The sequence below is a fragment of the Tenacibaculum sp. Mcav3-52 genome, from assembly GCF_022347665.1.
In the GTDB taxonomy this organism is placed as follows: Bacteria; Bacteroidota; Bacteroidia; order Flavobacteriales; family Flavobacteriaceae; genus Polaribacter; species Polaribacter mesophilus.
Map to the genome: position 1 here is coordinate 430,453 of NZ_JAKRGE010000003.1, position 24,160 is coordinate 454,612.

Annotated in this window: 25 protein-coding genes and 1 other RNA gene; 17 read left to right on the forward strand and 9 right to left on the reverse strand. The window is 30.9% G+C overall.

The features are described 5' to 3' along the window. Positions 1–22 precede the first annotated feature (22 nt). On the forward strand, positions 23–1,000 hold the full coding sequence (locus MHM83_RS11260; protein ID WP_047788745.1) for a YheT family hydrolase: 978 nt from the start codon (positions 23–25) through the stop codon (positions 998–1,000). An 82-nt stretch (positions 1,001–1,082) separates the two neighbouring features. Further along, positions 1,083–2,270: a lipoprotein N-acyltransferase Lnb domain-containing protein gene (locus tag MHM83_RS11265; protein WP_239179829.1), complete on the forward strand. Its 1,188-nt coding sequence runs from the start codon at positions 1,083–1,085 to the stop codon at positions 2,268–2,270. On the opposite strand, the gene aroQ is transcribed toward MHM83_RS11265, so the two are convergent. Continuing rightward, complete coding sequence (gene aroQ / locus MHM83_RS11270; protein WP_047788744.1) at positions 2,247–2,663, reverse strand: type II 3-dehydroquinate dehydratase; 417 nt, start codon at positions 2,661–2,663, stop codon at positions 2,247–2,249. The two genes, MHM83_RS11265 and aroQ, sit on opposite strands and share 24 nt — an antisense overlap. 97 nt (positions 2,664–2,760) lie before the next feature. After that, positions 2,761–3,240 (reverse strand): outer membrane beta-barrel protein, encoded by a 480-nt coding sequence (locus MHM83_RS11275; protein WP_047788743.1) that lies wholly within the window; start codon positions 3,238–3,240, stop codon positions 2,761–2,763. Between the two features lie 743 nt (positions 3,241–3,983). Between MHM83_RS11275 and MHM83_RS11280 the strand changes: the two genes are divergently transcribed. Next, positions 3,984–4,913 (forward strand): site-specific tyrosine recombinase, encoded by a 930-nt coding sequence (locus tag MHM83_RS11280; protein ID WP_239179831.1) that lies wholly within the window; start codon positions 3,984–3,986, stop codon positions 4,911–4,913. Positions 4,914–4,933: 20 nt separating this feature from the next. Here the strand turns inward: MHM83_RS11280 and ffs are convergent. After that, an RNA gene (gene ffs, locus MHM83_RS11285) (signal recognition particle sRNA small type) lies at positions 4,934–5,032 on the reverse strand. A gap of 176 nt (positions 5,033–5,208) precedes the next feature. Here ffs and MHM83_RS11290 point away from each other — a divergent pair. The 4 genes from MHM83_RS11290 to MHM83_RS11305 all read left to right on the forward strand — a co-directional run bounded on the left by MHM83_RS11290 (position 5,209) and on the right by MHM83_RS11305 (position 10,341). Next, positions 5,209–5,736, forward strand: coding sequence for a DUF4199 domain-containing protein (locus MHM83_RS11290; protein ID WP_239179833.1), 528 nt, complete (start codon positions 5,209–5,211; stop codon positions 5,734–5,736). 79 nt (positions 5,737–5,815) lie between these two features. Continuing rightward, the gene (locus MHM83_RS11295; RefSeq protein WP_047788740.1) at positions 5,816–6,772 is read left to right on the forward strand and encodes a glycosyltransferase family 2 protein; all 957 of its coding nucleotides are present in this window, start codon (positions 5,816–5,818) and stop codon (positions 6,770–6,772) included. Positions 6,773–6,805: 33 nt separating this feature from the next. After that, positions 6,806–8,515, forward strand: coding sequence for a phospho-sugar mutase (locus MHM83_RS11300; protein ID WP_239179835.1), 1,710 nt, complete (start codon positions 6,806–6,808; stop codon positions 8,513–8,515). Next, positions 8,515–10,341 (forward strand): ABC transporter ATP-binding protein, encoded by a 1,827-nt coding sequence (locus tag MHM83_RS11305; protein ID WP_239179837.1) that lies wholly within the window; start codon positions 8,515–8,517, stop codon positions 10,339–10,341. Before MHM83_RS11300 ends, MHM83_RS11305 begins: the two co-directional genes overlap by 1 nt. 31 nt (positions 10,342–10,372) lie before the next feature. Here the strand turns inward: MHM83_RS11305 and MHM83_RS11310 are convergent, their stop codons facing one another. The 5 genes from MHM83_RS11310 to MHM83_RS11330 are packed head-to-tail and all read right to left on the reverse strand — an operon-like array spanning position 10,373 to position 15,454. Then, the gene (locus MHM83_RS11310; RefSeq protein WP_239179839.1) at positions 10,373–11,797 is read right to left on the reverse strand and encodes a CCA tRNA nucleotidyltransferase; all 1,425 of its coding nucleotides are present in this window, start codon (positions 11,795–11,797) and stop codon (positions 10,373–10,375) included. A gap of 5 nt (positions 11,798–11,802) precedes the next feature. Further along, positions 11,803–12,360 carry an L-threonylcarbamoyladenylate synthase gene (locus tag MHM83_RS11315; protein WP_239179841.1) on the reverse strand — a complete coding sequence of 186 codons (558 nt, stop codon included), beginning with the start codon at positions 12,358–12,360 and terminating at the stop codon, positions 11,803–11,805. Positions 12,361–12,362: 2 nt separating this feature from the next. After that, positions 12,363–13,469 carry a UDP-galactopyranose mutase gene (gene glf / locus MHM83_RS11320; RefSeq protein ID WP_239179842.1) on the reverse strand — a complete coding sequence of 369 codons (1,107 nt, stop codon included), beginning with the start codon at positions 13,467–13,469 and terminating at the stop codon, positions 12,363–12,365. An 8-nt stretch (positions 13,470–13,477) separates the two neighbouring features. Continuing rightward, positions 13,478–14,677, reverse strand: a complete 1,200-nt coding sequence (locus MHM83_RS11325; RefSeq protein WP_239179843.1) for a glycosyltransferase family 4 protein — start codon at positions 14,675–14,677, stop codon at positions 13,478–13,480. Positions 14,678–14,692: 15 nt separating this feature from the next. Further along, complete coding sequence (locus MHM83_RS11330) at positions 14,693–15,454, reverse strand: glycosyltransferase family 32 protein (RefSeq protein WP_239179845.1); 762 nt, start codon at positions 15,452–15,454, stop codon at positions 14,693–14,695. A gap of 47 nt (positions 15,455–15,501) precedes the next feature. On the opposite strand from MHM83_RS11330, the gene MHM83_RS11335 reads away from it, so the two are divergent. Continuing rightward, a complete protein-coding gene (locus MHM83_RS11335; RefSeq protein ID WP_239179847.1) occupies positions 15,502–16,263 on the forward strand; it encodes a glycosyltransferase family 2 protein in 762 nt (253 codons plus the stop codon). A 32-nt stretch (positions 16,264–16,295) separates the two neighbouring features. Here the strand turns inward: MHM83_RS11335 and MHM83_RS11340 are convergent, their stop codons facing one another. Next, complete coding sequence (locus MHM83_RS11340) at positions 16,296–17,111, reverse strand: 2,3,4,5-tetrahydropyridine-2,6-dicarboxylate N-succinyltransferase (RefSeq protein ID WP_239179849.1); 816 nt, start codon at positions 17,109–17,111, stop codon at positions 16,296–16,298. Positions 17,112–17,230: 119 nt separating this feature from the next. On the opposite strand from MHM83_RS11340, the gene ruvX reads away from it, so the two are divergent. The 9 genes from ruvX to MHM83_RS11385 all read left to right on the forward strand — a co-directional run bounded on the left by ruvX (position 17,231) and on the right by MHM83_RS11385 (position 24,119). After that, positions 17,231–17,641: a Holliday junction resolvase RuvX gene (gene ruvX / locus MHM83_RS11345; protein ID WP_239179851.1), complete on the forward strand. Its 411-nt coding sequence runs from the start codon at positions 17,231–17,233 to the stop codon at positions 17,639–17,641. Positions 17,642–17,695: 54 nt separating this feature from the next. Further along, on the forward strand, positions 17,696–18,280 hold the full coding sequence (gene def / locus MHM83_RS11350; protein WP_239179853.1) for a peptide deformylase: 585 nt from the start codon (positions 17,696–17,698) through the stop codon (positions 18,278–18,280). Between the two features lie 26 nt (positions 18,281–18,306). Further along, positions 18,307–18,729, forward strand: a complete 423-nt coding sequence (locus MHM83_RS11355) for a DUF5606 family protein (RefSeq protein WP_047788730.1) — start codon at positions 18,307–18,309, stop codon at positions 18,727–18,729. A 3-nt stretch (positions 18,730–18,732) separates the two neighbouring features. Then, positions 18,733–19,512 carry a nucleoside triphosphate pyrophosphohydrolase gene (mazG, locus tag MHM83_RS11360; RefSeq protein ID WP_239179855.1) on the forward strand — a complete coding sequence of 260 codons (780 nt, stop codon included), beginning with the start codon at positions 18,733–18,735 and terminating at the stop codon, positions 19,510–19,512. A 507-nt stretch (positions 19,513–20,019) separates the two neighbouring features. Then, the gene (locus MHM83_RS11365) at positions 20,020–20,754 is read left to right on the forward strand and encodes a (S)-benzoin forming benzil reductase (protein ID WP_239179857.1); all 735 of its coding nucleotides are present in this window, start codon (positions 20,020–20,022) and stop codon (positions 20,752–20,754) included. Positions 20,755–20,777: 23 nt separating this feature from the next. Then, a complete protein-coding gene (locus tag MHM83_RS11370; RefSeq protein WP_239179859.1) occupies positions 20,778–21,410 on the forward strand; it encodes a hypothetical protein in 633 nt (210 codons plus the stop codon). Between the two features lie 9 nt (positions 21,411–21,419). After that, positions 21,420–22,013: a hypothetical protein gene (locus MHM83_RS11375; protein WP_239179860.1), complete on the forward strand. Its 594-nt coding sequence runs from the start codon at positions 21,420–21,422 to the stop codon at positions 22,011–22,013. A 137-nt stretch (positions 22,014–22,150) separates the two neighbouring features. Continuing rightward, the gene (locus tag MHM83_RS11380; protein WP_167713786.1) at positions 22,151–22,576 is read left to right on the forward strand and encodes a hypothetical protein; all 426 of its coding nucleotides are present in this window, start codon (positions 22,151–22,153) and stop codon (positions 22,574–22,576) included. Positions 22,577–22,721: 145 nt separating this feature from the next. Next, positions 22,722–24,119 (forward strand): hypothetical protein, encoded by a 1,398-nt coding sequence (locus tag MHM83_RS11385; protein ID WP_239179861.1) that lies wholly within the window; start codon positions 22,722–22,724, stop codon positions 24,117–24,119. Positions 24,120–24,160 lie beyond the last annotated feature (41 nt).

The window sequence follows — 24,160 nt, forward strand, 5'->3', positions numbered from 1 at the left end:
TAAAAAGCTATAAAATAGTATTATGCCAATCATTTCAGATACATTTTCTCCTAGTTTACCTTTTAAAAGTGCTCATTTCAACACTGTTTACCGACCTTTATTCATGAAAGACACTATTGAATATAACCGAAAAAGAGTCACAACCTGGGATGCTGATTTTATTGATTTAGATTTTTCCATAGTAGAATCTAAATCACTTGTGTTATTAATTCACGGACTAGAAGGAAGTTCTCAATCAAACTATATGATCAGAACATCTAATCATTTAAACAATATTGGTTTCGATACAGTTTGCATGAACTTAAGAGGTTGCAGCGGAGAAGATAATTTACTTTTAGAAACTTACCATAGTGGAAAAACTGATGATGTTGAGTTTATTATTAAACATTTAAACAGCAATTATAATTACGAAAATATTATAATTATTGGTTTTAGCTTAGGAGGTAACCTAACACTGAAGTTTTTAGGAGAGTATAACAATATTCCTTCCGAAATAAAAGGAGGAATAGCTGTATCTGTCCCTGTGGATTTAACATCATCTCAAGCCGAATTAAACAAACTAAAAAACAAAATTTACCTAAATGAGTTTTTACGTACCATGAAGTTGAAACTGTTACAAAAAGCCGAAAAGTTTCCTGATTTTCAGCTTGATAAAGAACTTTTATTCAAAGCAAATAAATTTAGACATTTAGAAAAACAATATACAGTTCCTGTTTTTGGATTTAAAAGTTCAGAGGATTATTGGGAAAAAGCAAGTGCAAAACCTTTCATTCCTGAAATAAAAGTACCTACATTACTCATAAATGCTTTAGATGATAGTTTTTTATCAAAAGAGTGTTACCCAATAAAAGAAGCTAAAAACATGAAAAACTTTTATTTATCCACACCAAATTATGGAGGTCATGTTGGTTTTATATCTTCTTTTTCTAATACAGAAAACAAGTGGCTAGAGCAACGTATTTCAAAGTTTATTCATGAAACTCTTGGAATTAAACCTTAAACAATAACCTTAAAAACCCCAATTATATTAATCAGATTTATGATATTTGTATAAACACCAACAATAACCTTCTCATATCCTTATGATGATAAAAAAACATGTATTTCTTTTACTTTTTTTAGCAGTTATTAACCTAGGTTTTTCTCAAAGAGTTAATACTTTAGGTTTATCTAAGTTTTCTCAAATCAGTATCATTACTTCTGGTCCTGGAGAAGCTTTATATGAGAAATTTGGACACACAGCTATCCGTGTGAAAGATCCTGTTTTACAGTTAGATTTACTCTACAACTATGGTATTTTTGATTTTGACGACCCTAACTTTTATGTAAACTTTACTAAAGGATATATGAAATATAAATTAGCTCGTTATCCGTTTCATTTATCTTTAAAAAGTGCTCAACAAGACAAACGTTGGGTTAAAGAGCAAGTTTTAAATTTAACACAGCAACAAAGAAATGAGTTCTTTCAGTTTTTAGAAACAAATTCTCTACCTGAAAATGCAAGCTATTTTTACGACCCTTTTTTTGATAACTGCGCTACTAGACCTCGTGATATAATTCAAAAAATCACAAGTGATAATTTAGTTTTTAAGGATGATTTTGTTACTAAAAAACAATCTCTAAGACAATTAATGAACAAAGAAATCAATCCGAACACTTGGGGTAGTTTAGGAATTAATATTGCATTGGGAAGTAAATTAGATAAAATTGCAACACCTTTAGAATATTTATATCTGCCCGATTATGTTTTTGAAGCTTTAAAAGCATCTAGGGTAATTAAAGGTGAAAAAGAAGAAAAATTAGTACAAAAAACTAATATCTTGCTCGATTTTAAAGAGAAAGAATCAAAAAGTGATGCTTTTAGTCCGTTTTTAATTATTTTATTATTCTCTCTACTGGGATTATTTATTACTTATAAAGACATTAAAAACTCTAAAAGAAGTAAATGGTTTGATTTTGTTTTATTTTTCACCACAGGAACTTTAGGATTGTTAATTGTGTTCTTATGGTTCTTTACCAATCACTCCACAGCTCCAAGTAACTTTAACTTTTTATGGGCGTTTGCTCCAAATCTTATCATAGCTTTTTTCTTGTTAAAAAAAGAACCTCCTATTTGGGTTTATAAATACTGTCTAGTTCTATTATTTTTTTTAATAATTATACCATTTGTATGGTTAACTAAAGTACAGTTATATACCTACCCTATGATTCCTTTATTTGTATTTTTAGGAATACGTTATTGGTATTTACAAAAAACTTTGAAGCGCTAATTCATACCCTTTCAAGCCAAAACCAAAAATAACTCCTTTTGCATTTGGAGCTATATAACTTACATGACGAAACTCTTCACGAGCATGTATATTAGATATATGCACTTCAACCACAGGAGTTTCTATACCTTTTACAGCGTCACCAATACCAACAGAAGTATGGGTATAAGCTGCTGCATTTAGAATAATACCATTATAATTAAAACCAACTTCATGCAGTTTATCTATTATTTCTCCTTCAATATTCGACTGAAAATATTCTAACTGAATATCTACATATTTATTTTTTAATTCTTTCAAATAGTCCTCAAAAGTGCTTGCTCCATAAATAGTTGGTTCACGCTTCCCTAATAAATTCAAATTAGGCCCATTAATTATGATTACTTTTTTCATTCTTAATATTTTCTAAAGTAAAAATACTCTTTTTAACTTTTAAGCATAAAAAAAGGAAGCAAATTTGCTTCCTTTTTTCTTATTGTAAAGTCTGTTACTATAAAGAGAAAGAATAAGTTCCTCCAATTCCAATTGTAGCTGGGTTACCTAAAAGGTCATCACCTGAAACACCTGTATAATCTACATGTAAATTAATTTTTTCAGTTACTTGGTAACCAACTAAAGCACGGTAGTAAAAACCACTTTCTTTATTTGCTGAAGGTCTTACACCAATACCATACCCTAAATCAGTACCTACTGAAAATTTATCAGCAAAACTATAACGACCTGCTACAGCTACTGGAATAAAAGCTACATCAGCTATTTCTTGTTGAAAATGCAAATAAGATACAGATGGTCCAACCTTAAACTTATCATTAAGCTTGAATAAATAGTTAGCTTCAATTGCTCCAGTTACATTAGCTTTATCAGCATCTCCAACAGGTAAACCAATAGTTCCACCAACGTTTAATTCTGTTTCTTGTGCATTAACAGCTAAACCGAAAGCCATCATAGCAACTACTAAAAATTTTTTCATAATTTTTGTTTTATAAGTTTTGTTTTGAGCCGGCAAATATACATTTAATTAAGAATCTAGTTGCTCTTTTTTTAATAAAAAAGAGGTTAAAACACACAACACCATTTAAAACACTAAGAATAAAAAAGTTAACTAAAAAAATATTTTTTACTTATTTCTTGTTTATTCTTAAAAACACAAAGCGAAACCTATAAATCCTTTAAAAACAACACTTTGATTATCTAAATCAACATTATATCTAACATCTGGTTTTAAACTTACGTTTTCTCCTAAAAACCATGCATAACTTGTTTGTAAGCCTAACCGTTTTAAATTAGAATTAGTGTTTCCAGTGAAATCTACACTTACAGGAAATTGACTATCAATATAGTATTCTGCTCCTAATTTATATACGAATGCATCAATAAAACCATTATCTGCATACCCAATTCCAGCTTTTATAGCTAAATCATCTGCTACAAAATAACCTCCACCTAAACCTAAACTCCATTACGTGTTTCCATTCGAAATAGCCTAAGAAAAAGAAGTATTACCTGTATTTACTTCAATAACCCATTTCCCTTTTGCTGTTTATCCATTAGCTTCTTGTGCATTCGCTGTAAAACCAGCAGCTACCATAGTAATTACTACTAATATTTTTTTTATAGTTTTTTAATTTATAATTTTAATTTTGTGCTGCACTAAAATAATTTTATTTCTATTCTTAATAATGTCTTTTTCTAATAAAAGCACTTCTTTTTATAATGAACTGGAAACAAGCTATATCTGATTATACTAACTTTTTAAAAATTGAAAGAGGACTTTCAAAAAACTCTATAGACAGCTATCAAAGGGATGTAAATAAGCTATTCTTATTTTTAGATAATCTAGAAAACTCTCCTTCCCCAATTTATATAGCTGCAGATACTATTCAGCAATTCATCTATGAAACTAGCAAAAGTATCAATGCTCGTAGTCAAGCTAGATTAATTTCAGGTTTACGTAGCTTTTTTGATTTTCTGGTATTTGAAGATTATCGAGAAGACAACCCAACTGATTTAGTAGAAAGCCCTAACATTATTAAAAAGTTACCAGATACTTTAGAAAAAGAAGATATAGATAAATTAATAGCTGCCATCGATTTAAGTCATCCACAAGGAGAACGCAACAAGACTATTATTGAAACTATTTATAGTTGTGGTCTTCGTGTGAGTGAACTGATTAATTTACAATTATCCGATTTATTCTTCGACGAAGGATATATACGCATACTAGGAAAAGGAAATAAATATCGTTTTGTTCCAATACACATTACAACAATTCATAGACTTAGCTTTTATATTAATGAAATCAGGTCTCAAATTACTCCAAAAAAAGAAGATGAAGACACTGTTTTCTTAAATAGAAGAGGAAAACGTTTAACTAGACAAATGATTTTTATAATTCTAAAAGAGTTAGCCCAAAAAATCAATCTTCAAAAAAGTATTGGTCCGCATACATTAAGGCATTCTTTTGCCACCTATTTACTTAAGAATGGAGCTGATTTACGTGTTATTCAACAATTATTAGGACATGAAAGCATTACAACTACAGAGATTTATGTGCATTTAGACACTAGTTTTCTCAAAAAAGTAGTAGAAGATCATCACCCTAGAAGTGATAAGAAAATGAAAAACGAAGAAGAGGAGGAATAAACGAAACTATTGGACACAAAAAAAGGCAAGCTACCTACATCACACCGCTACGACCTAATACCCTTGCTGCGTTCCCGCCCTGGGGGATTCAAAGGGAGCTGGTTGTGTAGGACTTGCCGATGCAAATTTACAACCATTTTTTCGTAAAAAACAACAAAATTTCAATAAAAAAACTGTAACATTTCTAAGTTTTTGAATACTAATAGTTTGTTGTTGTTATTTTTTGCTTTTACCAGTATTAAATAAACGTAACATTAAAAAAGAATATATTTGTATCACTAACTAAAATCACACAATGGAAAATCAAACAAACAGCAAAAACATCATTTTAAACTATGGATTAATTTACGGAGGAGCTATAGTTTTAACCAACCTTATAATTTACGCTTTGGGTATGACCTTCGATACTGTGGGAGGAATAATTAATATAATTGTGTTAGCTGCATGTATTATTGCTCTTCCTATTTTAGCTATTAAAAAATTTAAAAAAGATAATAATTCTTTGTTAATTTGGGGGCAAGCTTTAAAAATAGGTGTAGGTGTTGTTGCCATTGGCGCTTTAATAAGTATTATCTATAGTCATATTTTCACTGGTCTTATTGAACCAGATTTCTATAACCAATTAAACGAATTCCAAACTCAAAAATTACTAGACGCCGGTTTAACAGACGAGCAAGTTGATACTCAATTAACTATGCAATCTAAGTTTCAAGGAACTCTTATTGGAGACGCTTTAGGGTTTTTATTTTATATTTTTCTTGGCTTTGTAGTATCTGCTATTGCCGGTGCTATCATGAAAAAAACAGAAGAAAATCAATATTAAAAATAGTTTAAAGTAGTAAAAGTTTTACATAAAAGTAATACTTCGTAACTTTACCTTTTTTTAACATCGAATAAAATATATGGATATATCGGTAGTAATACCACTTCTTAACGAAGAAGAATCTTTACCAGAATTATATGATTGGATTGCAAAAGTTATGCAATCCAATCAATTTTTATATGAACTTATCTTTATTGACGATGGTAGTACTGATAATTCATGGAAAATAATACATGAGTTATCGCAACAACACCAAGAAGTAAAAGGCTTACGATTCCAGAAGAATTATGGGAAATCCCAAGCCTTAGACGCTGGTTTTAGCTTAGTACAAGGGCGCGTTGTAATTACCATGGATGCCGATTTACAAGACAGTCCGGATGAAATTCCTGAACTATACCGTTTAATCACTGAAGATAATTTTGATTTAATTTCTGGATGGAAGAGAAAACGCTATGACAATGTAGTCACTAAAAATATTCCATCTAAGCTATTCAATTGGGCAGCACGTAAAACATCAGGGTTAAAATTACATGATTTTAACTGCGGACTAAAAGCTTATAAAAATGAAGTAGTGAAAGCTGTAAAAGTAAGTGGTGAAATGCACAGATACATTCCTGTGCTAGCTAAAAATGAAGGATTCAACCGTATTGATGAAAAGATAGTACAGCATCAAGCTAGAAAATATGGAGAGACAAAATTTGGTATGGATCGCTTTGTAAATGGATTTTTAGACTTAATTACCATTTCATTTTTATCTAAATTTGGAAAACGTCCTATGCACTTTTTTGGCTTGTGGGGAACGTTAATGTTCATCTTTGGTTTCCTTTCAGCCTTTTATATTGGAGCGATGAAAATTTACCATCTCTCTACAGGTACCAAAACAATACTTGTTACCAGTAACCCTTGGTTTTACATTGCCTTAACCTCTATGGTTTTAGGTACACTTTTATTTTTAGCAGGCTTTTTAGGCGAGCTGATTATTAAGAGTAATCCGCAACAAAAACATTATACAATCAAAGAAAAACTGAACTTTTAAACCCGTATCTTTGTATGTTTTTAAATTTTACACATGAAAGAGATTTTAAACAACGCTAAACAATGGCTTTCTGACACTTTCGATTCAGAAACACAACAAGAAATTCAGCAATTAATCAGCTCTAGTGCTGAGGATTTAGCTGATCGTTTTTATAAAAACCTAGAATTCGGAACGGGTGGAATGCGTGGAGTTGTAGGTGTAGGTACTAACCGAATTAATAAATATACTTTAGGAAAGGCTACTCAAGGGTTAAGTAATTACTTATATAAAACACACCCTAATAAAGCGTTAAAAGTAGCTATCGGTTATGATTGCCGTCATGATAGTGAATGGTTAGCAAAGGTGGTTGCTAATGTGTTATCAGCAAATAACATTCAAGTATTTTTATTTGAAGATATGCGTCCCACCCCAGAATTGTCTTTCGCTGTAAATTACTTAGGGTGTGATGCTGGAATTGTTTTAACAGCTTCTCATAACCCACCAGAATATAACGGATATAAAGTATATTGGAATGATGGCGGACAAATAGTACCTCCACAAGATACAGAAATCATTAATGAAGTAAATTCGTTAGCTTTTTCTGAAATCAATTTCAATACGAAAGAAGAATTAATTACTTCTATAGGAAGTGAAATAGATGAAGCTTTTTGGAAAGCTTCCTTAGCCAATGGTACTTTTGATATAAAAGGACGTGAAGATTTAAAAATTGTATTTACTTCGTTACACGGAACTTCAATCAAATTAATTCCTGAAGTTTTAAAACGTGCGGGATATACACAGGTTCATATTGTTGAAGAACAAGCCATTCCTGATGGTGATTTTTCTACGGTTGAATCTCCAAATCCTGAAGAACCAGCAGCTCTTAAAATGGCCGTAGATTTGGCTAATAAAATTGACGCCGATATTGTTTTAGGAACTGATCCAGATTCAGATAGAATTGGAATAGCAGTAAGAGATATAGATGGAAACATGACCTTGTTAAACGGAAATCAAACCATGAGTATGATGACCAATTTCTTAATCAACGATTGGAAAAAACGAGGAAAACTAAACGGAAAGCAATTCGTAGGTTCTACGATAGTTTCTACTAATTTGGTCAATGAAATTGCTGATTCTTATGGAGTTGAAACTAAAGTTGGTTTAACAGGTTTCAAATGGATTGCTAAAATGATCAAAGATCACCCAGAACTTAATTTTATTGGTGGTGGCGAAGAGAGTTTTGGCTATATGGTAGGTGATTTTGTTCGCGATAAAGATGCAGTTACCTCTGCCCTACTTGCTTGTGAAATTGCAGCTAATGCAAAAGCTAATAATAGTTCTTTTTATAAAGAATTATTAAACTTATACACACGTCATCATTTATACAAAGAACATTTGATTTCTTTAGTGAAAAAAGGAATGGACGGTGCGCAACAAATCAAACAAATGATGATTGATTTACGCAACAATCCATTAACTGAAATAGATGGTACTAAAGTTGAATATTTGTATGATTATCAATCTTCAATAAGAAAAAACTTACTAACTGGTGAAGAAACTGCAATTGATATTCCTAAATCAAATGTATTAATCTATCAAACCCAAGACGGAACTAAAATTGCCGCTCGCCCAAGTGGTACTGAACCAAAGATTAAATTCTACTTTAGCGTTAACAGTAAATTAAATGATATTTCCAATGCTAAGGCTGTAGAAGAAGAGCTAGACACCAAAATACAACGAATTATAAAAGAATTAAACCTATAATGGACTACTTTAAAAAGATTATTAAATATGCTATTCCATATAAAAAGTATGGCTATTTAAATGTATTATTTAATATCTTATATGCTCTTTTTTCTACACTTTCTTTCTTGGTATTAATGCCTATGTTAGAGGTTATTTTTAAACCAAATACTATTAAAGTAACTGAAAAACCAGTTTTTGAAAGTATTACAAAAATAATTGACTATTTTAAGGCTAATGTTTCTTATTATGTATATGAAATTGCTGGTGACGATAAATCAAAAACATTAATGGTTGTTGTAGGTTTAGTTATAACTACGTTCTTTTTTAAGAATATTTTTAACTACTTAGCTATGTATTTCATTACTTTTTTAAGAAATGGTGTTTTAAAAGATATTCGAAATGATTTATATAGAAAGACTATAGAATTACCTATCTCCTATTTTTCTGAAAAAAGAAAAGGTGACACCATGGCTAGAATAGGAACTGATGTATTGGAAATCCAGCATTCATTTTTATCTATCTTGGAAATGTTGGTAAGAGAGCCTTTAACTATTATTTTCACCATTACTGCAATGATAGCTATTAGTTTTAAACTTACTCTTTTTGTGTTTGTTTTTATTCCTATTTCCGGATATGTTATTTCTCTAATTGGTAAAAGCTTAAAGCGAAAATCAGATAGTGTACAAAAAGAACAGGGATATTTCTTATCGCTTTTAGAAGAAACTTTAGGAGGACTAAAAGTAATTAAAGGCTTCACTGCTGAAAAAGAATTTCAACAGAAATTTGAAAAATCAACCAATCGTTTTTACCATTTTTCCAATACTCTACTTAATAGAACAAATTTAGCAAGTCCAGCTAGTGAGTTTTTAGGAATTGGTGTTATCGCTGTATTACTTTGGTATGGAGGTATATTAGTTTTAGAAGAAGGTACGTTACAAGGAGAAGACTTCATTGCTTATATGGGGTTAGCTTATAATATTTTAACACCTGCTAAAGCTATTTCTAAAGCTAGCTACGGAGTTAAAAAAGGAAACGCTGCTGCTGAACGTATCTTAGAAGTTTTAGAAACTAGCAATCCTTTAAAAGATATTCACAATGCTGTTGATAAGAAGACTTTTGATACTAAAATTGTTATAGAAAACGTTTCTTTTAAATACGAAAATGAATATGTTTTAAAAGATTTCTCCTTAACTATTCCTAAAGGAAAAATGATTGCTTTAGTAGGGCAATCAGGAAGTGGTAAATCAACCATTGCTAATTTATTAACTCGTTTTTATGATGTAAATAAAGGTACCATTCTACTTGATGGAATAGATATAAGAAACCTTAAAAAACAGTCATTAAGACAACTAGAGGGCCTAGTTACACAAGACTCTATTTTATTTAACGATACTGTAAAAAACAACATTACTTTAGGAGTTGAAGGTAAAAGCAACGAAGAAATTATTGAAGCTGCTAAAATAGCCAATGCACACGAGTTTATTAAAGATTTACCAAATGGTTATGACACCAATATTGGAGATAGTGGAAATAAATTGTCTGGAGGGCAAAAGCAACGTTTAAGTATTGCGCGTGCTGTACTTAAAAATCCTCCGATCATGATTTTAGATGAAGCAACATCGGCTTTAGATACAGAATCAGAAAAATTAGTACAAGATGCTTTAGAAAAAATGATGCAAAATAGAACTTCAGTTGTAATTGCACATCGTTTATCTACCATTCAAAAAGCAGATATGATTGTAGTAATGAAAAAAGGTAAAATTGTAGAACAGGGAACTCATGAAGAATTAATATCTAAAAGCGGAACATATAAAAAACTTGTAGAAATGCAGTCTTTAGGATAATAAAAAAAGAGAAGCATTAGCTTCTCTTTTTTTATTGATTTGTTTTTAATCCTAACTGTACTCCTTTTTCCAACATAAACTGGTAAGAAGCCTCGTGTTCATTAGGTATTTTGCCATCTAAAATGGCTTCTTTAATCGCTTCTTTTATCTGACCTATTTCTCTACAAGGCTGCAAATTGAAAGCTTCCATTATTTCTTCTCCAGTAATTGGAGGTTGAAAGTTACGTACTCTATCACGTTCTTCAACTTCTTTAATTTTTTGACGAACAATCTCAAAATTCTTGTGATAACGTTTAAATTTCTTTGGGTTTTTCGTTGTAATATCTGCTTCGCATAAGGTCATTAAAGACTCTACATCATCTCCTGCATCGAAAATTAAACGACGTACAGCAGAGTCTGTCACTTCACTCGCTAAAACAATCGGACGAGAGCTCAACATCACCATCTTTTGAACAAATTTCATCTTATTGTTCAATGGCATTTTTAAACGTTTAAATAACTTGTATACCATCTTCGATCCCACAAATTCATGAGAGTGGAACGTCCAACCTATTTTTTTGTGATAACGTTTCGTTGGCGCTTTACCAATATCGTGCAACAATGCTGCCCAACGAAGCCAAACATCCTCCGTATTCTCAGAAATATTATCAACTACTTCTAAGGTGTGGTAAAAATTATCTTTGTGCTTTTGTCCCTCTACTTCTTCTACCCCTTTTAAAGCAGTTAATTCAGGAATAATTAGATCTAATAAGCCTGTTTTTTCAAGTAACAAGAATCCAGTTGATGGAACTGGAGCTTCCAATATTTTATTCAGTTCAACCACAATGCGTTCACGAGTTATAATTTTAATTCTCGAAGAATTTTTTGTTATTGCATTTAATGATTGTTCTTCTATTTCAAAGTTCAATTGTGTAGCAAAACGAATGGCACGCATCATGCGTAGTGGATCATCAGAATAGGTAATATCTGGATCTAAGGGAGTTCTAATTATTTTAGCTTCCAAATCAGCCATTCCTCCGAAAGGATCAAGTAACAATCCGAAATCACCTTCATTTAAACTTAATGCTAAAGCATTAATTGTAAAATCTCTCCTATTTTGATCGTCTTCTAAGGTTCCTTCAGAAACTTTAGGGTTTCTACTTTCTTCCGAATATGATTCTTTTCTAGCCCCAACAAATTCTATTTCAATATCTTGAAAACGCAACATAGCTGTTCCGTAAGTCTTAAATACCTGGACTTTTGGCTTATTGGGTAGTAATTCAGCTACTTTTTGTGCTAAATCTATTCCACTTCCAACTGCAACCACATCAACATCTTTGGCTGTACCACGTTGTAAGATAAAGTCACGTACAAAGCCACCAATTACATAACTCTCTAGTTGTAGTTCTATAGCGGCTTGGGATATATATTGAAATATTTCTGCAGAAATTGCTTCCTTAAAATATTGTTTTTGCATACAAATTATTCTCTAATCACAATAACATCGTCACCTTCAATTTTTAAAATCGTTGAAGACTTTTCTGCTATTTTTTCTTGATGCAAATCTACCACATAATCTACATTCTTTAAAATTGCTTCGTTTATTTCTGAAAATGATTTTGGAGTGGGCTCTCCACTTACGTTTGCAGAAGTAGAAACAATAGGTTTTCCAAACCCTTTAATTAGCTGAATACAAAACTCATCCTTTGGAATACGAATAGCAATTGTATTGTCTACAGCAATGGTGTTAGCTGCTAATCCTTTTGGGTTATTGTAAATAATAGTAGTAGGTTTTACTGATGTCTTTAAAATTTCCAAAGCTTTTTCAGGAATATTACCTACATGGTTTTGCAACATTTCAATAGAGTCTACCAAAATAATTAGACTCTTCGATTCTTCTCTATTTTTTAATTGATAGATTTTCTTAACAGCTTCTTGGTTAGTTGCATCACAACCCAATCCCCAAACTGTATCAGTTGGATAAAGTATAGAACCTTCCTTTTTTAAAAAGGAAATCGCATTTATAACAATTTCAATCACTTCTATAAAAACTCTTTCTTTACCCTTTTTAACGATGCTGCTATTACCTGATGCATATCATAGTATTTATACTCTGCTAATCTACCTCCAAAGATCACATTATTCTTTGACTCAGAAAGTTTTTTATACTTCTTATACAATGCTGAATTTGCTTCATCATTTACTGGATAATATGCTTCCTTTTCTCTATTCCAATTTTCTGGGTATTCTCTTGTTATAATTGTGTTCTTTTGAGTTCCAAACTCAAAATGTTTATGTTCTATTATACGAGTAAACTTATAATCAAGGTCATTGTAATTAACTACAGCATTTCCTTGATAATTATCTTCTTCTAATTCTTCATGTTCAAAACGTAATGACCTATACTCTAACTCTCCAAATTCATAATTAAAATACTCATCAATCTTTCCTGTAAATACAATTTTAGTAGCTAATTGCTCAAACTTCTCCCTTTCTTTAAAAAAATCTACATTTAGCTTAACTTCTATATCTTTAAGAAGTGCTTCTATTATAACATTATAACCTCCAATAGGTATCCCTTGATACCTATCTTTAAAATAATTATTATCGTAAGTATAACGCACCGGTAACCTCTTTATAATAAACGCAGGAAGTTCAGTCGCTTTTCTTCCCCATTGTTTTTCTGTATATTCTTTTATCAAAGTTTCATATACATCTTTTCCTATTAAAGATAAAGCCTGTTCTTCTAAGTTTTTGGGTTTCTTTACTCCATATTTTTCAATCTGCTCATTTATTATACTTTTAGCCTCTTTAGGTGTTATAACCCCCCATAGTTGATTAAATGTATTCATATTAAAGGGCAAATTGTATAGTTTTCCTTTTGATATACTTACAGGAGAGTTTGTATAGTTATTAAATTCAGCAAATTGATTTACATAATCCCAAATTTCTTTATCGTTTGTATGAAATATGTGTGCTCCATATTTATGAATATTTATTCCTTTATTTTCTTCACAGTAAACATTACCTCCTTTATGAGTTCTCTTATCTATAACTAAACATTTTTTCCCTTTTTTAGCTGCTTCATAGGCAAAGATACTTCCGTATAAACCAGCTCCTACTATAAGATAATCGTACTTTTTATTCATATTTTTAATTATTTCAAAGTTTCTATCATACTTAAATAATTGACTGCAAAGTTTTTGTTATCAAAATATTTTTTAAAAATTTCTTTATTCTGATTGTTTATCTCAGACTTATTCTCATATATAAATTCAAATGTCTTTAGCATATCATCTAAAGTATTGTTGTAATAAAAAAGACCTCCTGTTTCACTTTCGGGTAATCTTTTGAAATATTTATTCCCTCCAGTTGTACTCAACAAGCTTGTGGTTCCAATTGACAAAACTTCTAGTAAAGCTAAATCAAAATAAGTTTCTTTATTTGGTAAAATATATAAATCCGCTGCAGATACAATAGAATGAGGATCATTAGTCCACCCTACTTCAATCCATCTTTCATGCTTTAATCCTCTTAAAGGTTCTTCCGTCCCCGCTATTAAAAAATAAATGTTCGGATACTTCTTTAAAACCTCTTTTCCAAATCTTTTTAAAACATCAAAACCTTTTACTTCATTATGTCTTCCAAAATAAGTTATTACAAAAGAACCTTTTGGGATATTATACTCTCTAAAAACGTCTTCTTTTGTTCTTTTTATATTTGCTTCTGAACAACAAGTTAAAAATTCTACTACTTTATTTTTTCTTTGAATGTTTTTATAATCACTCCAAGAATTAAAATAAGGTTCTTGAGCTTCAATACATGGAAAAATTACATAATCGGTATTGGAAAAAGCAAATTCATCAATCTTTCTTAACACTTCTCTCTCATCCTCTTTTAAAGAAAAACCATACAGTAAGTCTTCTATAATCTCAATATGAGTAGCTTTGGGCGAGTGAGAAGTTAATAATACCTTTCCTTTAAAATCCTTAAGAATTTCTTTTGCTTTATAATAAGAATATGTAGTATGAAAATGTATGTGACTATACTCATTTAACCTAATCCCTTCAGGTAATTCAATAGGAGTAGTATGAAATTTTATTGTTTTCTTTATTTTTCTATTGGCTTCAAAGTTATTACCAAAAAAAAACTTAAAAATGTTTTTACGAAAGACATTTTTATAAAAATAAGTAAACTTAGTAGTTCTAACTTTTTTAATTCTGGGGTCTTTGTTATTTAAAAAAGTAATATTTTGAATTTTATTGGATTCAACTGACTTTTTTAAATTAAAGAGATAAGTAGACGGTCCTCCTTGCCTAGCTTTTAACGGAAAATCATTCCAAATTAGTATTTTCATATTTACTCTTTTATTTTAAAGCTTATTGTTAATAAAATAAAATCTTTCTTTATTAATGTTAAAGCTTATTTTATTTTTTATAATTAATGGAGTTTTTTGTAGCTTTCTACCTAGACTATCAAGAATATATTTTATCCCTTTTTTCTTATTCCCCCATGAATCCTGCCACCAATGAATACAAATAGTTTCTTCATCAATACAATCTTGAGTAAACTTTTCTGTAATGTAAAATGGATAAAAATACCTCTTATCTAAAACTAATACTTTATTTATAGTTTGGGTCTTATATTCTGCCAACCCATAACCTAAAAGTACTTTAGTTAAAATAGGAGGGCCACCCATCCCATTAAACTTAAGTCGTTGTTTTTTTTCAGTCTCTTTTATACAATCTAAAATAAAATTATCTCCTTTTTTTGCTCCAATAATACCAGCCGCTACAGGAAATGGTGAAGATTCCATATCCGTTTGAAACCCTGTAAAAGCTTCTTCTGTGTGTAACTCATCAAATCTTTTTAAGATTTCTATATCGGTATCCAAATAAATCCCTCCTTCTTTATACAAAGCATACAAACGAACATAATCAGTAATAAAAGACCATTTTTTTTGTTTATAAAGCAACCTTAAAAACGGCAGTTTATCAAAAGGTGTATTGGTTTCATCCCACTTCTTTATGGTATAATCAGGTAGTTTTTCCTCCCATGAAGCAATACATTTTTTTATTGTTTCATTGTACTCCCCTTTTCCATACCAACAGAAATGTATAATTTTTGGAATCATTTAATAATTGTATTTTTGACCGCACAAATCTACAATAATATTTACACATGAATATAAGTGGTCTCGTAATTACTTTTAATGAAGAAGCAAACATTAAAGATTGTATTATATCTTTAAATAGCGTATGTGACGAAGTAATTATAATTGATTCTTTTAGTTCTGACAAGACTGTTGAAATAGCAGAATCTATGGGAGCTAAAGTTTATTTACAAAAATTCTTAGGAGATGGTCCTCAAAGAGTACATGGGCTTCAATTTTGTAAGAATGATTGGATTCTAAACTTAGATGCTGATGAACGCCTAGATAAAGATAGTTTTGAATTTATTAAGAGTGGAAAGTATTTAAATGAACCTTACGATGCTTATAATTTTAGACGTAAAAACTTTTTAAAAGATCAACCTATTGATTTTGCAGGATGGTATCCATCGTATACTTGTAGGTTTTTTAACAAGCAAACCGCTAAACCTGCAACCACCAAAGTTCATCAAAGCATACAAGCCACCAATTTAAAAACAACCAAACTTCATTTATTACACTATGGTTGGAAGGATTTTCATCAAATTATAGGAAAATATAACTTATATACTACTTGGCAATCGGAAGAATATTTTGAACAAAACAAAAAAGTAAACTTCTTTACCCCTATAGGGCATGGACTGTGGTCTTTTTTACGTTGTTATATTCTTAAGAAAGGTATTTTTCATGGATTAGACGGAATTACATTTTCTATGATGCAAGCCTTTTTTTCTTATATAAAATATGTAAAACTTAGAAAATTATATGAAAACAATAAAAAAGGGAAGATTTAAAATCTTCCCTTTTTTATCCTATTTATACGTTCTTAAACCGCTACATCATACTCTCTAAGAGCATCATTCAACGACGTTTTTTTGTTTGTACTCTCTTTACGTTTACCAATAATTAAAGCACAAGGAACTTGATATTCACCTGCAGCAAACTTCTTGGTGTAACTTCCAGGAATTACTACAGAACGTGCTGGTACTACTCCTTTCATTTCAACTGGTTCATCACCTGTTACATCAATAATTTTAGTACTCATTGTTAATACTACATTCGCACCTAAAACAGCCTCCTTCTCTACTCTAACCCCCTCAACAACAATACAACGAGAACCGATAAAAGCTCCATCTTCAATAATTACTGGTGCTGCTTGTAAAGGCTCTAAAACCCCTCCAATTCCTACTCCACCAGATAAGTGTACGTTTTTACCAATTTGTGCACAAGAACCTACAGTCGCCCAAGTATCGACCATCGTACCTTCATCAACATACGCTCCAATATTTACATAACTAGGCATTAAAATAGTTCCTGCTGAAATATAGGCTCCGTGACGAGCTACAGCATTTGGTACTACACGAATTCCTTTTGCTTCATAACCTCTTTTTAATGGAATTTTATCGTGATATTCAAAAATACCTGCTTCTAAGGTTTCCATTTTTTGAATTGGAAAGTATAATACTACTGCTTTCTTTACCCATTCGTTTACCTGCCATCCATCCTCTGTTGGTTCAGCAACACGTAAATCTCCTGCATCTAATAAATCTACTACTTTTCTAATAGCATTAATCGTAGTTTCTTCTTGTAATAACTCGCGGTTATCCCACGCTTTTTCTATAATTGATTGTAATTCTGTCATTTTTCTAAAATATTTTCAGCAAAAATAAAATTGCTTTCCATAATATACTGCGAAGATACATTTTTTAAACAGATATTTCTTCCTTGTTTAATTTAGCTACCTTTGCAAAAACTTATAGAATGGGCAGAATAGTAGCCATAGATTTTGGAAAAAAAAGAACAGGAATTGCGGTAACCGATGAGCTTCAAATTATTGCTTCGGGTTTAACAACTGTGGATACCTCTGAACTTATCGCATTTTTAAAAGATTACACACAAAAAGAAAATGTTGAACTTTTTTTAGTAGGAAAACCAAAGCAGATGGATAATTCTGATAGTGAAAGTGAAGTTCTTATTCTTCCTTTTCTCGAAAAACTTGAAAAAGCGATTCCTTCTATCCCCATAAAACGTGTAGACGAGCGTTTTACCTCTAAAATGGCTTTTCAAACTATGATTGATAGCGGTTTGAAGAAAAAACAACGTCAAAACAAAGCTTTGGTAGACGAAATAAGTGCTACAATCATCTTACAGTCGTATTTATATAACAAATAATTTTCTACCCAAAGCATTCTTTGTATTTTTGCGTTCCTAAAAATTAAAAAGTAAATGATTTTACCCATTGTAGCATACGGAGATCCCGTTTTACGTAAAGTAGGAAAAGAAATCGATAAAGACTATCCGCAGTTAGACAAATTAATTGCCGATATGAGAGAAACTATGTACAATGCTAACGGACTTGGTTTAGCAGCTCCTCAAATAGGAAAAGACATCCGTTTGTTTGTTATTGATGCCTCTCCTTTTGCAGAAGATGACGATTTAAGTGAAGAGGAAAAAGAAGTTTTCAAAAACTTTAATCGCGTATTTATCAATGCTAAAATCATTAAAGAAGAAGGTGAGGAATGGGCTTTTAACGAAGGGTGTTTAAGTATACCTACTGTTAATGAAGATGTTTTTCGCCAAGAAAAAGTTACTATTGAATACCTAGATGAAAATTTTGAAAAACACACAGAAACGTTAAGCGGATTACCTGCACGTGTTTTTCAACATGAATACGATCATATTGAAGGAGTTTTGTTTACCGACAAACTTTCTTCACTAAAGAAACGATTAATAAAAAAGAAATTAGACAATATTTCTAAGGGGAAAGTAAACGCTGGATATCGCATGCGTTTTCCTAATGCTAAGAGATAATAGTTATACACTAAAAACATTAAGACATGGAATTTAACAAAATTATAGCTGTAACAGGTAAGCCAGGTTTGTATGAAATTTTATCACAAACTAAAACAGGAGTTATCGTAAAATCTATTGTTGACGGTAAACGTTTTCCTATTACTGCAACTCATAACGTAAGCTTATTAGAAAACATTGCTATTTATACGTACGAAGAAGAAGTGCCTTTAGCGCAAGTATTTAAAAATATTGCTGATAAAGAAGATGGTAAAGATGCAATTTCTCACAAAGAAAGTGCTAATAAATTAACGGAGTACTTCGGAGAAGTTTTACCTGGGTTTGATGAAGAACGTGTATACGCTTCAAACATTAAAAAAGTAATTCAGTGGTACAACATTTTAGCAAAAGCTGAATTTGATTTTAGTACGTTAACTGAAGCTGAAGAAACAACTACAGAAGAAGCTTAAATCGTGAATACTCGTAAGCAACAGTTAGCCGCCTTTAATCGTTTGTTAGACATCATGGACGATCTTCGTGAGAAGTGTCCGTGGGATAAAAAACAAACCTTACAAAGTCTGCGCCATTTAACTATTGAAGAAACTTACGAATTAGCAGATGCTATTTTAGACAACGATTTACAAGAAATAAAAAAAGAATTAGGCGATGTGCTTTTGCACATCGTCTTTTATGCTAAAATAGGAAGCGAAAAACAAGCTTTCGACATTGCTGATGTTGCCAATTCAATCTCAGACAAACTTATTGACCGTCATCCGCATATTTATAGTGATGTGGTTGTTGAAAACGAAGAAGACGTTAAGAAAAACTGGGAAAAACTCAAACTAAAAGAAGGAAAAAAATCAGTTTTAGAAGGTGTTCCTAAAAGTTTACCTGCAGTAGTAAAAGCCAATCGTATTCAAGATAAAGTTGCAGGTGTTGGTTTTGATTGGGAAGAACCACATCAAGTGTGGGAAAAGGTTCAAGAAGAGCTTTCTGAATTGAACGACGAAATTAAAAACAATAATCAAGAGAAAATAGAAAAAGAGTTTGGAGACGTGTTGTTCTCCATGATTAACTACGCACGTTTTATTGGGGTAAACCCCGAAAATGCACTGGAAAAAACCAACAAAAAATTCATCAATCGCTTTCAGTTTTTAGAAGAAGCTGCCAAAAAAGAAGGCAAGCAACTTTCTGACATGACCCTCGCTGAAATGGATGTGCATTGGGAAAATTCTAAGGAATTTTTCAAATAGTCATAATTGGGAGAATTCAAAAGAATTCTTCAAATAGTCATAATTGAAAAAATTCGAAAGAATTCTTCAAATAATCATAATTGGGAATAAAAACATTTTTAGTAGGCACTAAATACCACTTCTATTAGGCACTAAATGTCTTTTCCACTATATATATCAAGTTTAATAGTACTTTAGCTCATTTCGAGTTAAGTTTAGGTTCAATGACCTCCCTACTATGATATTTCCTGTCATTCCGAACGCGAGAGAGGAATCTCATCCAATGAAGTTCCAAATACTCTTTGGAGTCACAAACAATCAACTATAAGATTTCTCAGTTGTATCTCCTTCGAAATGACAACTAACACCCCAACCGTCATTGCGAGTGAGAACGAAGCAATCTTTGTATCCACCAAAAGATAGCCACGTCGTTATCACTCCTCGCTATGACGTTACTCGTCATTTCGACCGAAGGAAGAAATCTCTCAATTTAGAGTACAACTACTAATATTTCCCTATTTTTACCCTATGGATATAATCATCATCACCGGAGGAAGTAAAGGAATTGGTAGAGCATTAGCCGAAAAATACACACAAGAAAATTACAGAGTATACTCACTATCCAGAAGTAGTGTGGATTTGGAAAATGTGGTACAGCTTTCTGTAGATTTATCTGATACCAAAGCCACGCATAACACATTTAAAATGTTATTAGACGAAATTCAGAAATTGGAAGTTTCATCGATTACCTTGGTGAATAATGCGGGAAGACTCGGTACCATAGCGAACCTAGAAAATATTCCTTCGGAAGATATTGCCAAAAGTATTCATTTGAATACCACTACTCCACTGATTTTATCCAGTTTGTTTATCAAAGCCACACAACAGTTGATGTGTAAAAAGCAGATTATTAGTATTTCATCTGGAGCAGCCGTAAAACCTTATGAAGGTTGGAGTATTTACTGTACGTCTAAAGCTGCGATTGATATGATGACCAAAACCATTGCTGCGGAACAAAACGAGCTTGAACATGGTGTAAAGTGTAATGCTATTTACCCTGGTGTGGTAGATACCAATATGCAAACTGATATTAGAAGTACCAATGAAAAAGATTTTAAAAACGTACAACGTTTTATCGATTTAAAAGAAAACGACCAGTTGTACACTCCTGAGTACGTTGCTAAAACCATTTTTACCATAGACACCCAAAACAAACTACAAAATGGGGATATTGTGGATATTCGGAATTTTGATAATGATTAGTTTCAATACTTAATTGAATAAATATGAAAAAGAATTTACTTATACTTTTTAGCACTATTTGTCTTTTTAGCTGTCAGAATTATGAAAGCGAAAAATATATTGAGAATGAGAATATAGCTATTAATGATCTTATCCTTGAAATGATAAAATTCGATGAAATAGTAAAACTTAATAATTGGGAGGATAAACAATTAAAACTTTATATTTTTTCTAAACTGGATACAAATACAGCTAATTCTGTTAAACCTAATGGATATGATACTGGAGCAAATGGAATTAGTTATTCTAAAGAGAAAATAAAGGAAAATAAAGAGAGGTTTGAAAATGAATTAGAAAAATTTGAGAAAGAAGAACGTTTATTTTACGACTTGAAAAAAGGAAAGATAAAAGAGCGAAACTTAGATTACAATTTCTCGAATGAAAAAATTGCCTTTGAATACATTAATCCTCAAAACATAAAAGACTTTAACCCCCAAAAAAATGAGTATGGTTACTTGGGCGTTTCAAGAATTATATTTAATTGGAATTACACTGTTGGTTATTTACATTACACCTTTTTTTGTGGAGATTTATGTGCTTGGAACGACAATATTAAAATAGAAAAGATAAATGGGAAGTGGAAGATAGTCGAACGCTATTCTGGAGGAATTTCTTAAAAATGAAATATGAAAAAGAAAATAAAATTGCTAACAATTAGTCTTCTAGCGTTTATAACTATAGGACATTCACAATCAAACGATACAATAAGAGGGAAAATTATTTCTTCTATCACTCGCAAAAAACCAGTAGGAGAAATAGTTATCTCTGAAAAAGGTAGTACTGATTTTATTAAAGCAGATAGCTTAGGCTATTTTAAATTTATAACCAAAAACAAAAAATCTGAATATCATTTAGTTATAATTGCAGGAGATTATGATGTTCAAGAATTTGTCTTTAAATCTAAATGGTTAAACTATAAAAGACCTAAACATATAGTTGTTAATGCTAAATGTAGACTGAATAAAGAGAAAGCCTCATCAGATTGGAAAGCTGGGAAAGCTAAGCTTTATTTAATGAGTGGAATTACCCCCATAGCTACTACTAAAAAAGATAAAAGATTTGAAAGAAAATATGGGCTTAAATATTACGATTTTGGTTGTGAAGCAAGACTACCTGAATGCTTAATTGATTACAATACAAGGGTTTTTAAAAATTTAGATTTAACATTTGGAAGGAAATGGAAGAAGAATGTAAGGAAAGAGGTTATTGGGTATCAATAACCATCCTTAACATAGACACCCAAAACAAACTACAAAATGGGGATATTGTGGATATTCGTGAGTTTTAAAAAGTATTTTACCAACAAAGACACAACAGGTATAATTATTAGGTGCATCTATAAAATGAAAAATACATATTGAAAAAAGAAATCAAATTAACTCCAATTTTAACACTTATCATACTAGCCATACTTTTTTCATTTATTTATGGTCTTAGAGCTTACCAAAAAAACAAACTGAATAAAGGAGCATTTATAACTTATGCTACAATTGAAAAACTTAAAGAAAATACGAGAAAAGGAAAATCAGGGAGGACAGATATAGTATATTTTTATTTTATAAAAAATGATAGTGTAATTCACAAGCTCAAACAAATACCTCCTAAAAGTATAAAGAAAGAAAAATTAAAGCTTAATGAAACATTTAAAATTCGTGTCGCCAAATCAGACTATAATGTTTTTGAAATTGATTTTGATGAAAGAATAGATACAGTTATTAGAAAACAAGACTACAAAACACAGGTATATAATACATTTACACATCATAACATAATTGAACAATAAGTTTTCTTTAGAGAATTAGTTTGATTCTTAACCTAAATTCCAATACCTTTCGCTAACGTTGAATATAACTCATTGAATGGATTTATATTCTCAAGCGAGTTATTGGCAGTTTTAAAACAAACTCCCTAGAATAATAAATTCTTATATGAAAAAAATCTTTTTAGTACTGACTATCATTTTATCATCAATTCAACTTCAAGCACAGGAGAAAGCCCCGATGATTACAGGAAAAGTAAACATTTCAATAAAAGAAGGAACATTTGAGTGTGATGTAACTTTAAGTGATATTCCTCATTTAAAAGATTATTTTATCAGACTTAATTCAGGAATGAATGTACTTCATTTTAGAAGTAAAGAACCTAATGACTTTTTGATTTATGCAAACAAATCCTGGTCAGACTCAACTTCTACAGGAGAGTCTTTAGCATATTATTTTGCTGGTAATGACGGGAAATTTCTACCCAAATCTTTACAAATAAAATATGTTGGTAAATTTCCGGTAGTGAATGATACCATTGAAAATTACAGCAGAAAAGATTGGAAGGGAAATATTGCTTTTAATCATAATTCTTTAAGAACTGACGGAGTTCAATCGGCTTGGTACCCTGTTCTTTATGATATAAAAAAAGATAAAGCTTTTGAAAAAGTGAGATACGACATTAAAATTGTTTGTGAAGATTGCAATACAATTTATGTAAACGGAAGTTTACCTGTTAAAAAGCAGTCGACTCATTTTAAAAGTGAAATTCCACAAGAGTTAACACTTTTCTGTGGTAAATATGAATATTCCAATATTGATGAAACTTATATTTTGAATTCCGATTTTACCAACGAACAAATAAACGAATTTAGTTCTGTCATTAACGATTACAAGAAATTTTATGAATCCAAACTCAATATTCCGTATGAGCTAGCAACGGTTTTTGTAAATACTACACCAACGTCAATAAAAGACGGCTGGATGTTTGTATCATATCCAACAATTATGAGCATTGGTTGGCAAAATGGATTAGAGAAGGTTATAGAACCAGAATATCAAAATTTTTACCGTCCATTTATCGCTCACGAATTAGGTCATTTTTATTTCGGTACATATAAAGTATTTAATTCCGAACTCGGGGATATGATGAGTGAAGGTTTTGCAGAATATTTAGCTTTACAGCTAACTAAAAATAATATCGGAAAAGATGTTTATGAAGAAATGATAAATAAAAAGATTGAAAATTTACAAGAATTTAAAAAAGAAGCTATCCCTTTTAGCAAAATAAAATCACAATCAGAGTATTTAAACAGGCAGTTATACGTTTATAATTATGCACCGCTTATTTTTCTTGCTATCGAAAAAGAAATTGGAGAGAAGAAAATGTGGCAATGGTTAAATACTATTTTAAAAACTAAAACCACTTATACAAATTATGACTTTTTAACTACCACACTAAAATCAACAATTAATAACGACCAACTATATGAAAATATTAAATATTTGTATTTTGAAAGCAAGCAATCAATTGATAATGCCGAAAATAAAATTGTGGAAAAATAAAAACTGTCACTAGCAAGGGTTTAGCAAAATGGAGGGGTTTC

Bases quoted from the DNA above. Each gene is read 5' to 3' on its own strand.
- MHM83_RS11260 (WP_047788745.1), top strand. From the start codon at position 23: ATGCCAATCATTTCAGATACATTTTCTCCTAGTTTACCTTTTAAAAGT.
- MHM83_RS11265 (WP_239179829.1), top strand. From the start codon at position 1,083: ATGATGATAAAAAAACATGTATTTCTTTTACTTTTTTTAGCAGTTATT.
- aroQ (WP_047788744.1), bottom strand. From the start codon at position 2,663: ATGAAAAAAGTAATCATAATTAATGGGCCTAATTTGAATTTATTAGGG.
- MHM83_RS11275 (WP_047788743.1), bottom strand. From the start codon at position 3,240: ATGAAAAAATTTTTAGTAGTTGCTATGATGGCTTTCGGTTTAGCTGTT.
- MHM83_RS11280 (WP_239179831.1), top strand. From the start codon at position 3,984: ATGAACTGGAAACAAGCTATATCTGATTATACTAACTTTTTAAAAATT.
- MHM83_RS11290 (WP_239179833.1), top strand. From the start codon at position 5,209: ATGGAAAATCAAACAAACAGCAAAAACATCATTTTAAACTATGGATTA.
- MHM83_RS11295 (WP_047788740.1), top strand. From the start codon at position 5,816: ATGGATATATCGGTAGTAATACCACTTCTTAACGAAGAAGAATCTTTA.
- MHM83_RS11300 (WP_239179835.1), top strand. From the start codon at position 6,806: ATGAAAGAGATTTTAAACAACGCTAAACAATGGCTTTCTGACACTTTC.
- MHM83_RS11305 (WP_239179837.1), top strand. From the start codon at position 8,515: ATGGACTACTTTAAAAAGATTATTAAATATGCTATTCCATATAAAAAG.
- MHM83_RS11310 (WP_239179839.1), bottom strand. From the start codon at position 11,797: ATGCAAAAACAATATTTTAAGGAAGCAATTTCTGCAGAAATATTTCAA.
- glf (WP_239179842.1), bottom strand. From the start codon at position 13,469: ATGAATAAAAAGTACGATTATCTTATAGTAGGAGCTGGTTTATACGGA.
- MHM83_RS11325 (WP_239179843.1), bottom strand. From the start codon at position 14,677: ATGAAAATACTAATTTGGAATGATTTTCCGTTAAAAGCTAGGCAAGGA.
- MHM83_RS11330 (WP_239179845.1), bottom strand. From the start codon at position 15,454: ATGATTCCAAAAATTATACATTTCTGTTGGTATGGAAAAGGGGAGTAC.
- MHM83_RS11335 (WP_239179847.1), top strand. From the start codon at position 15,502: ATGAATATAAGTGGTCTCGTAATTACTTTTAATGAAGAAGCAAACATT.
- MHM83_RS11340 (WP_239179849.1), bottom strand. From the start codon at position 17,111: ATGACAGAATTACAATCAATTATAGAAAAAGCGTGGGATAACCGCGAG.
- ruvX (WP_239179851.1), top strand. From the start codon at position 17,231: ATGGGCAGAATAGTAGCCATAGATTTTGGAAAAAAAAGAACAGGAATT.
- def (WP_239179853.1), top strand. From the start codon at position 17,696: ATGATTTTACCCATTGTAGCATACGGAGATCCCGTTTTACGTAAAGTA.
- MHM83_RS11355 (WP_047788730.1), top strand. From the start codon at position 18,307: ATGGAATTTAACAAAATTATAGCTGTAACAGGTAAGCCAGGTTTGTAT.
- MHM83_RS11365 (WP_239179857.1), top strand. From the start codon at position 20,020: ATGGATATAATCATCATCACCGGAGGAAGTAAAGGAATTGGTAGAGCA.
- MHM83_RS11370 (WP_239179859.1), top strand. From the start codon at position 20,778: ATGAAAAAGAATTTACTTATACTTTTTAGCACTATTTGTCTTTTTAGC.
- MHM83_RS11375 (WP_239179860.1), top strand. From the start codon at position 21,420: ATGAAAAAGAAAATAAAATTGCTAACAATTAGTCTTCTAGCGTTTATA.
- MHM83_RS11385 (WP_239179861.1), top strand. From the start codon at position 22,722: ATGAAAAAAATCTTTTTAGTACTGACTATCATTTTATCATCAATTCAA.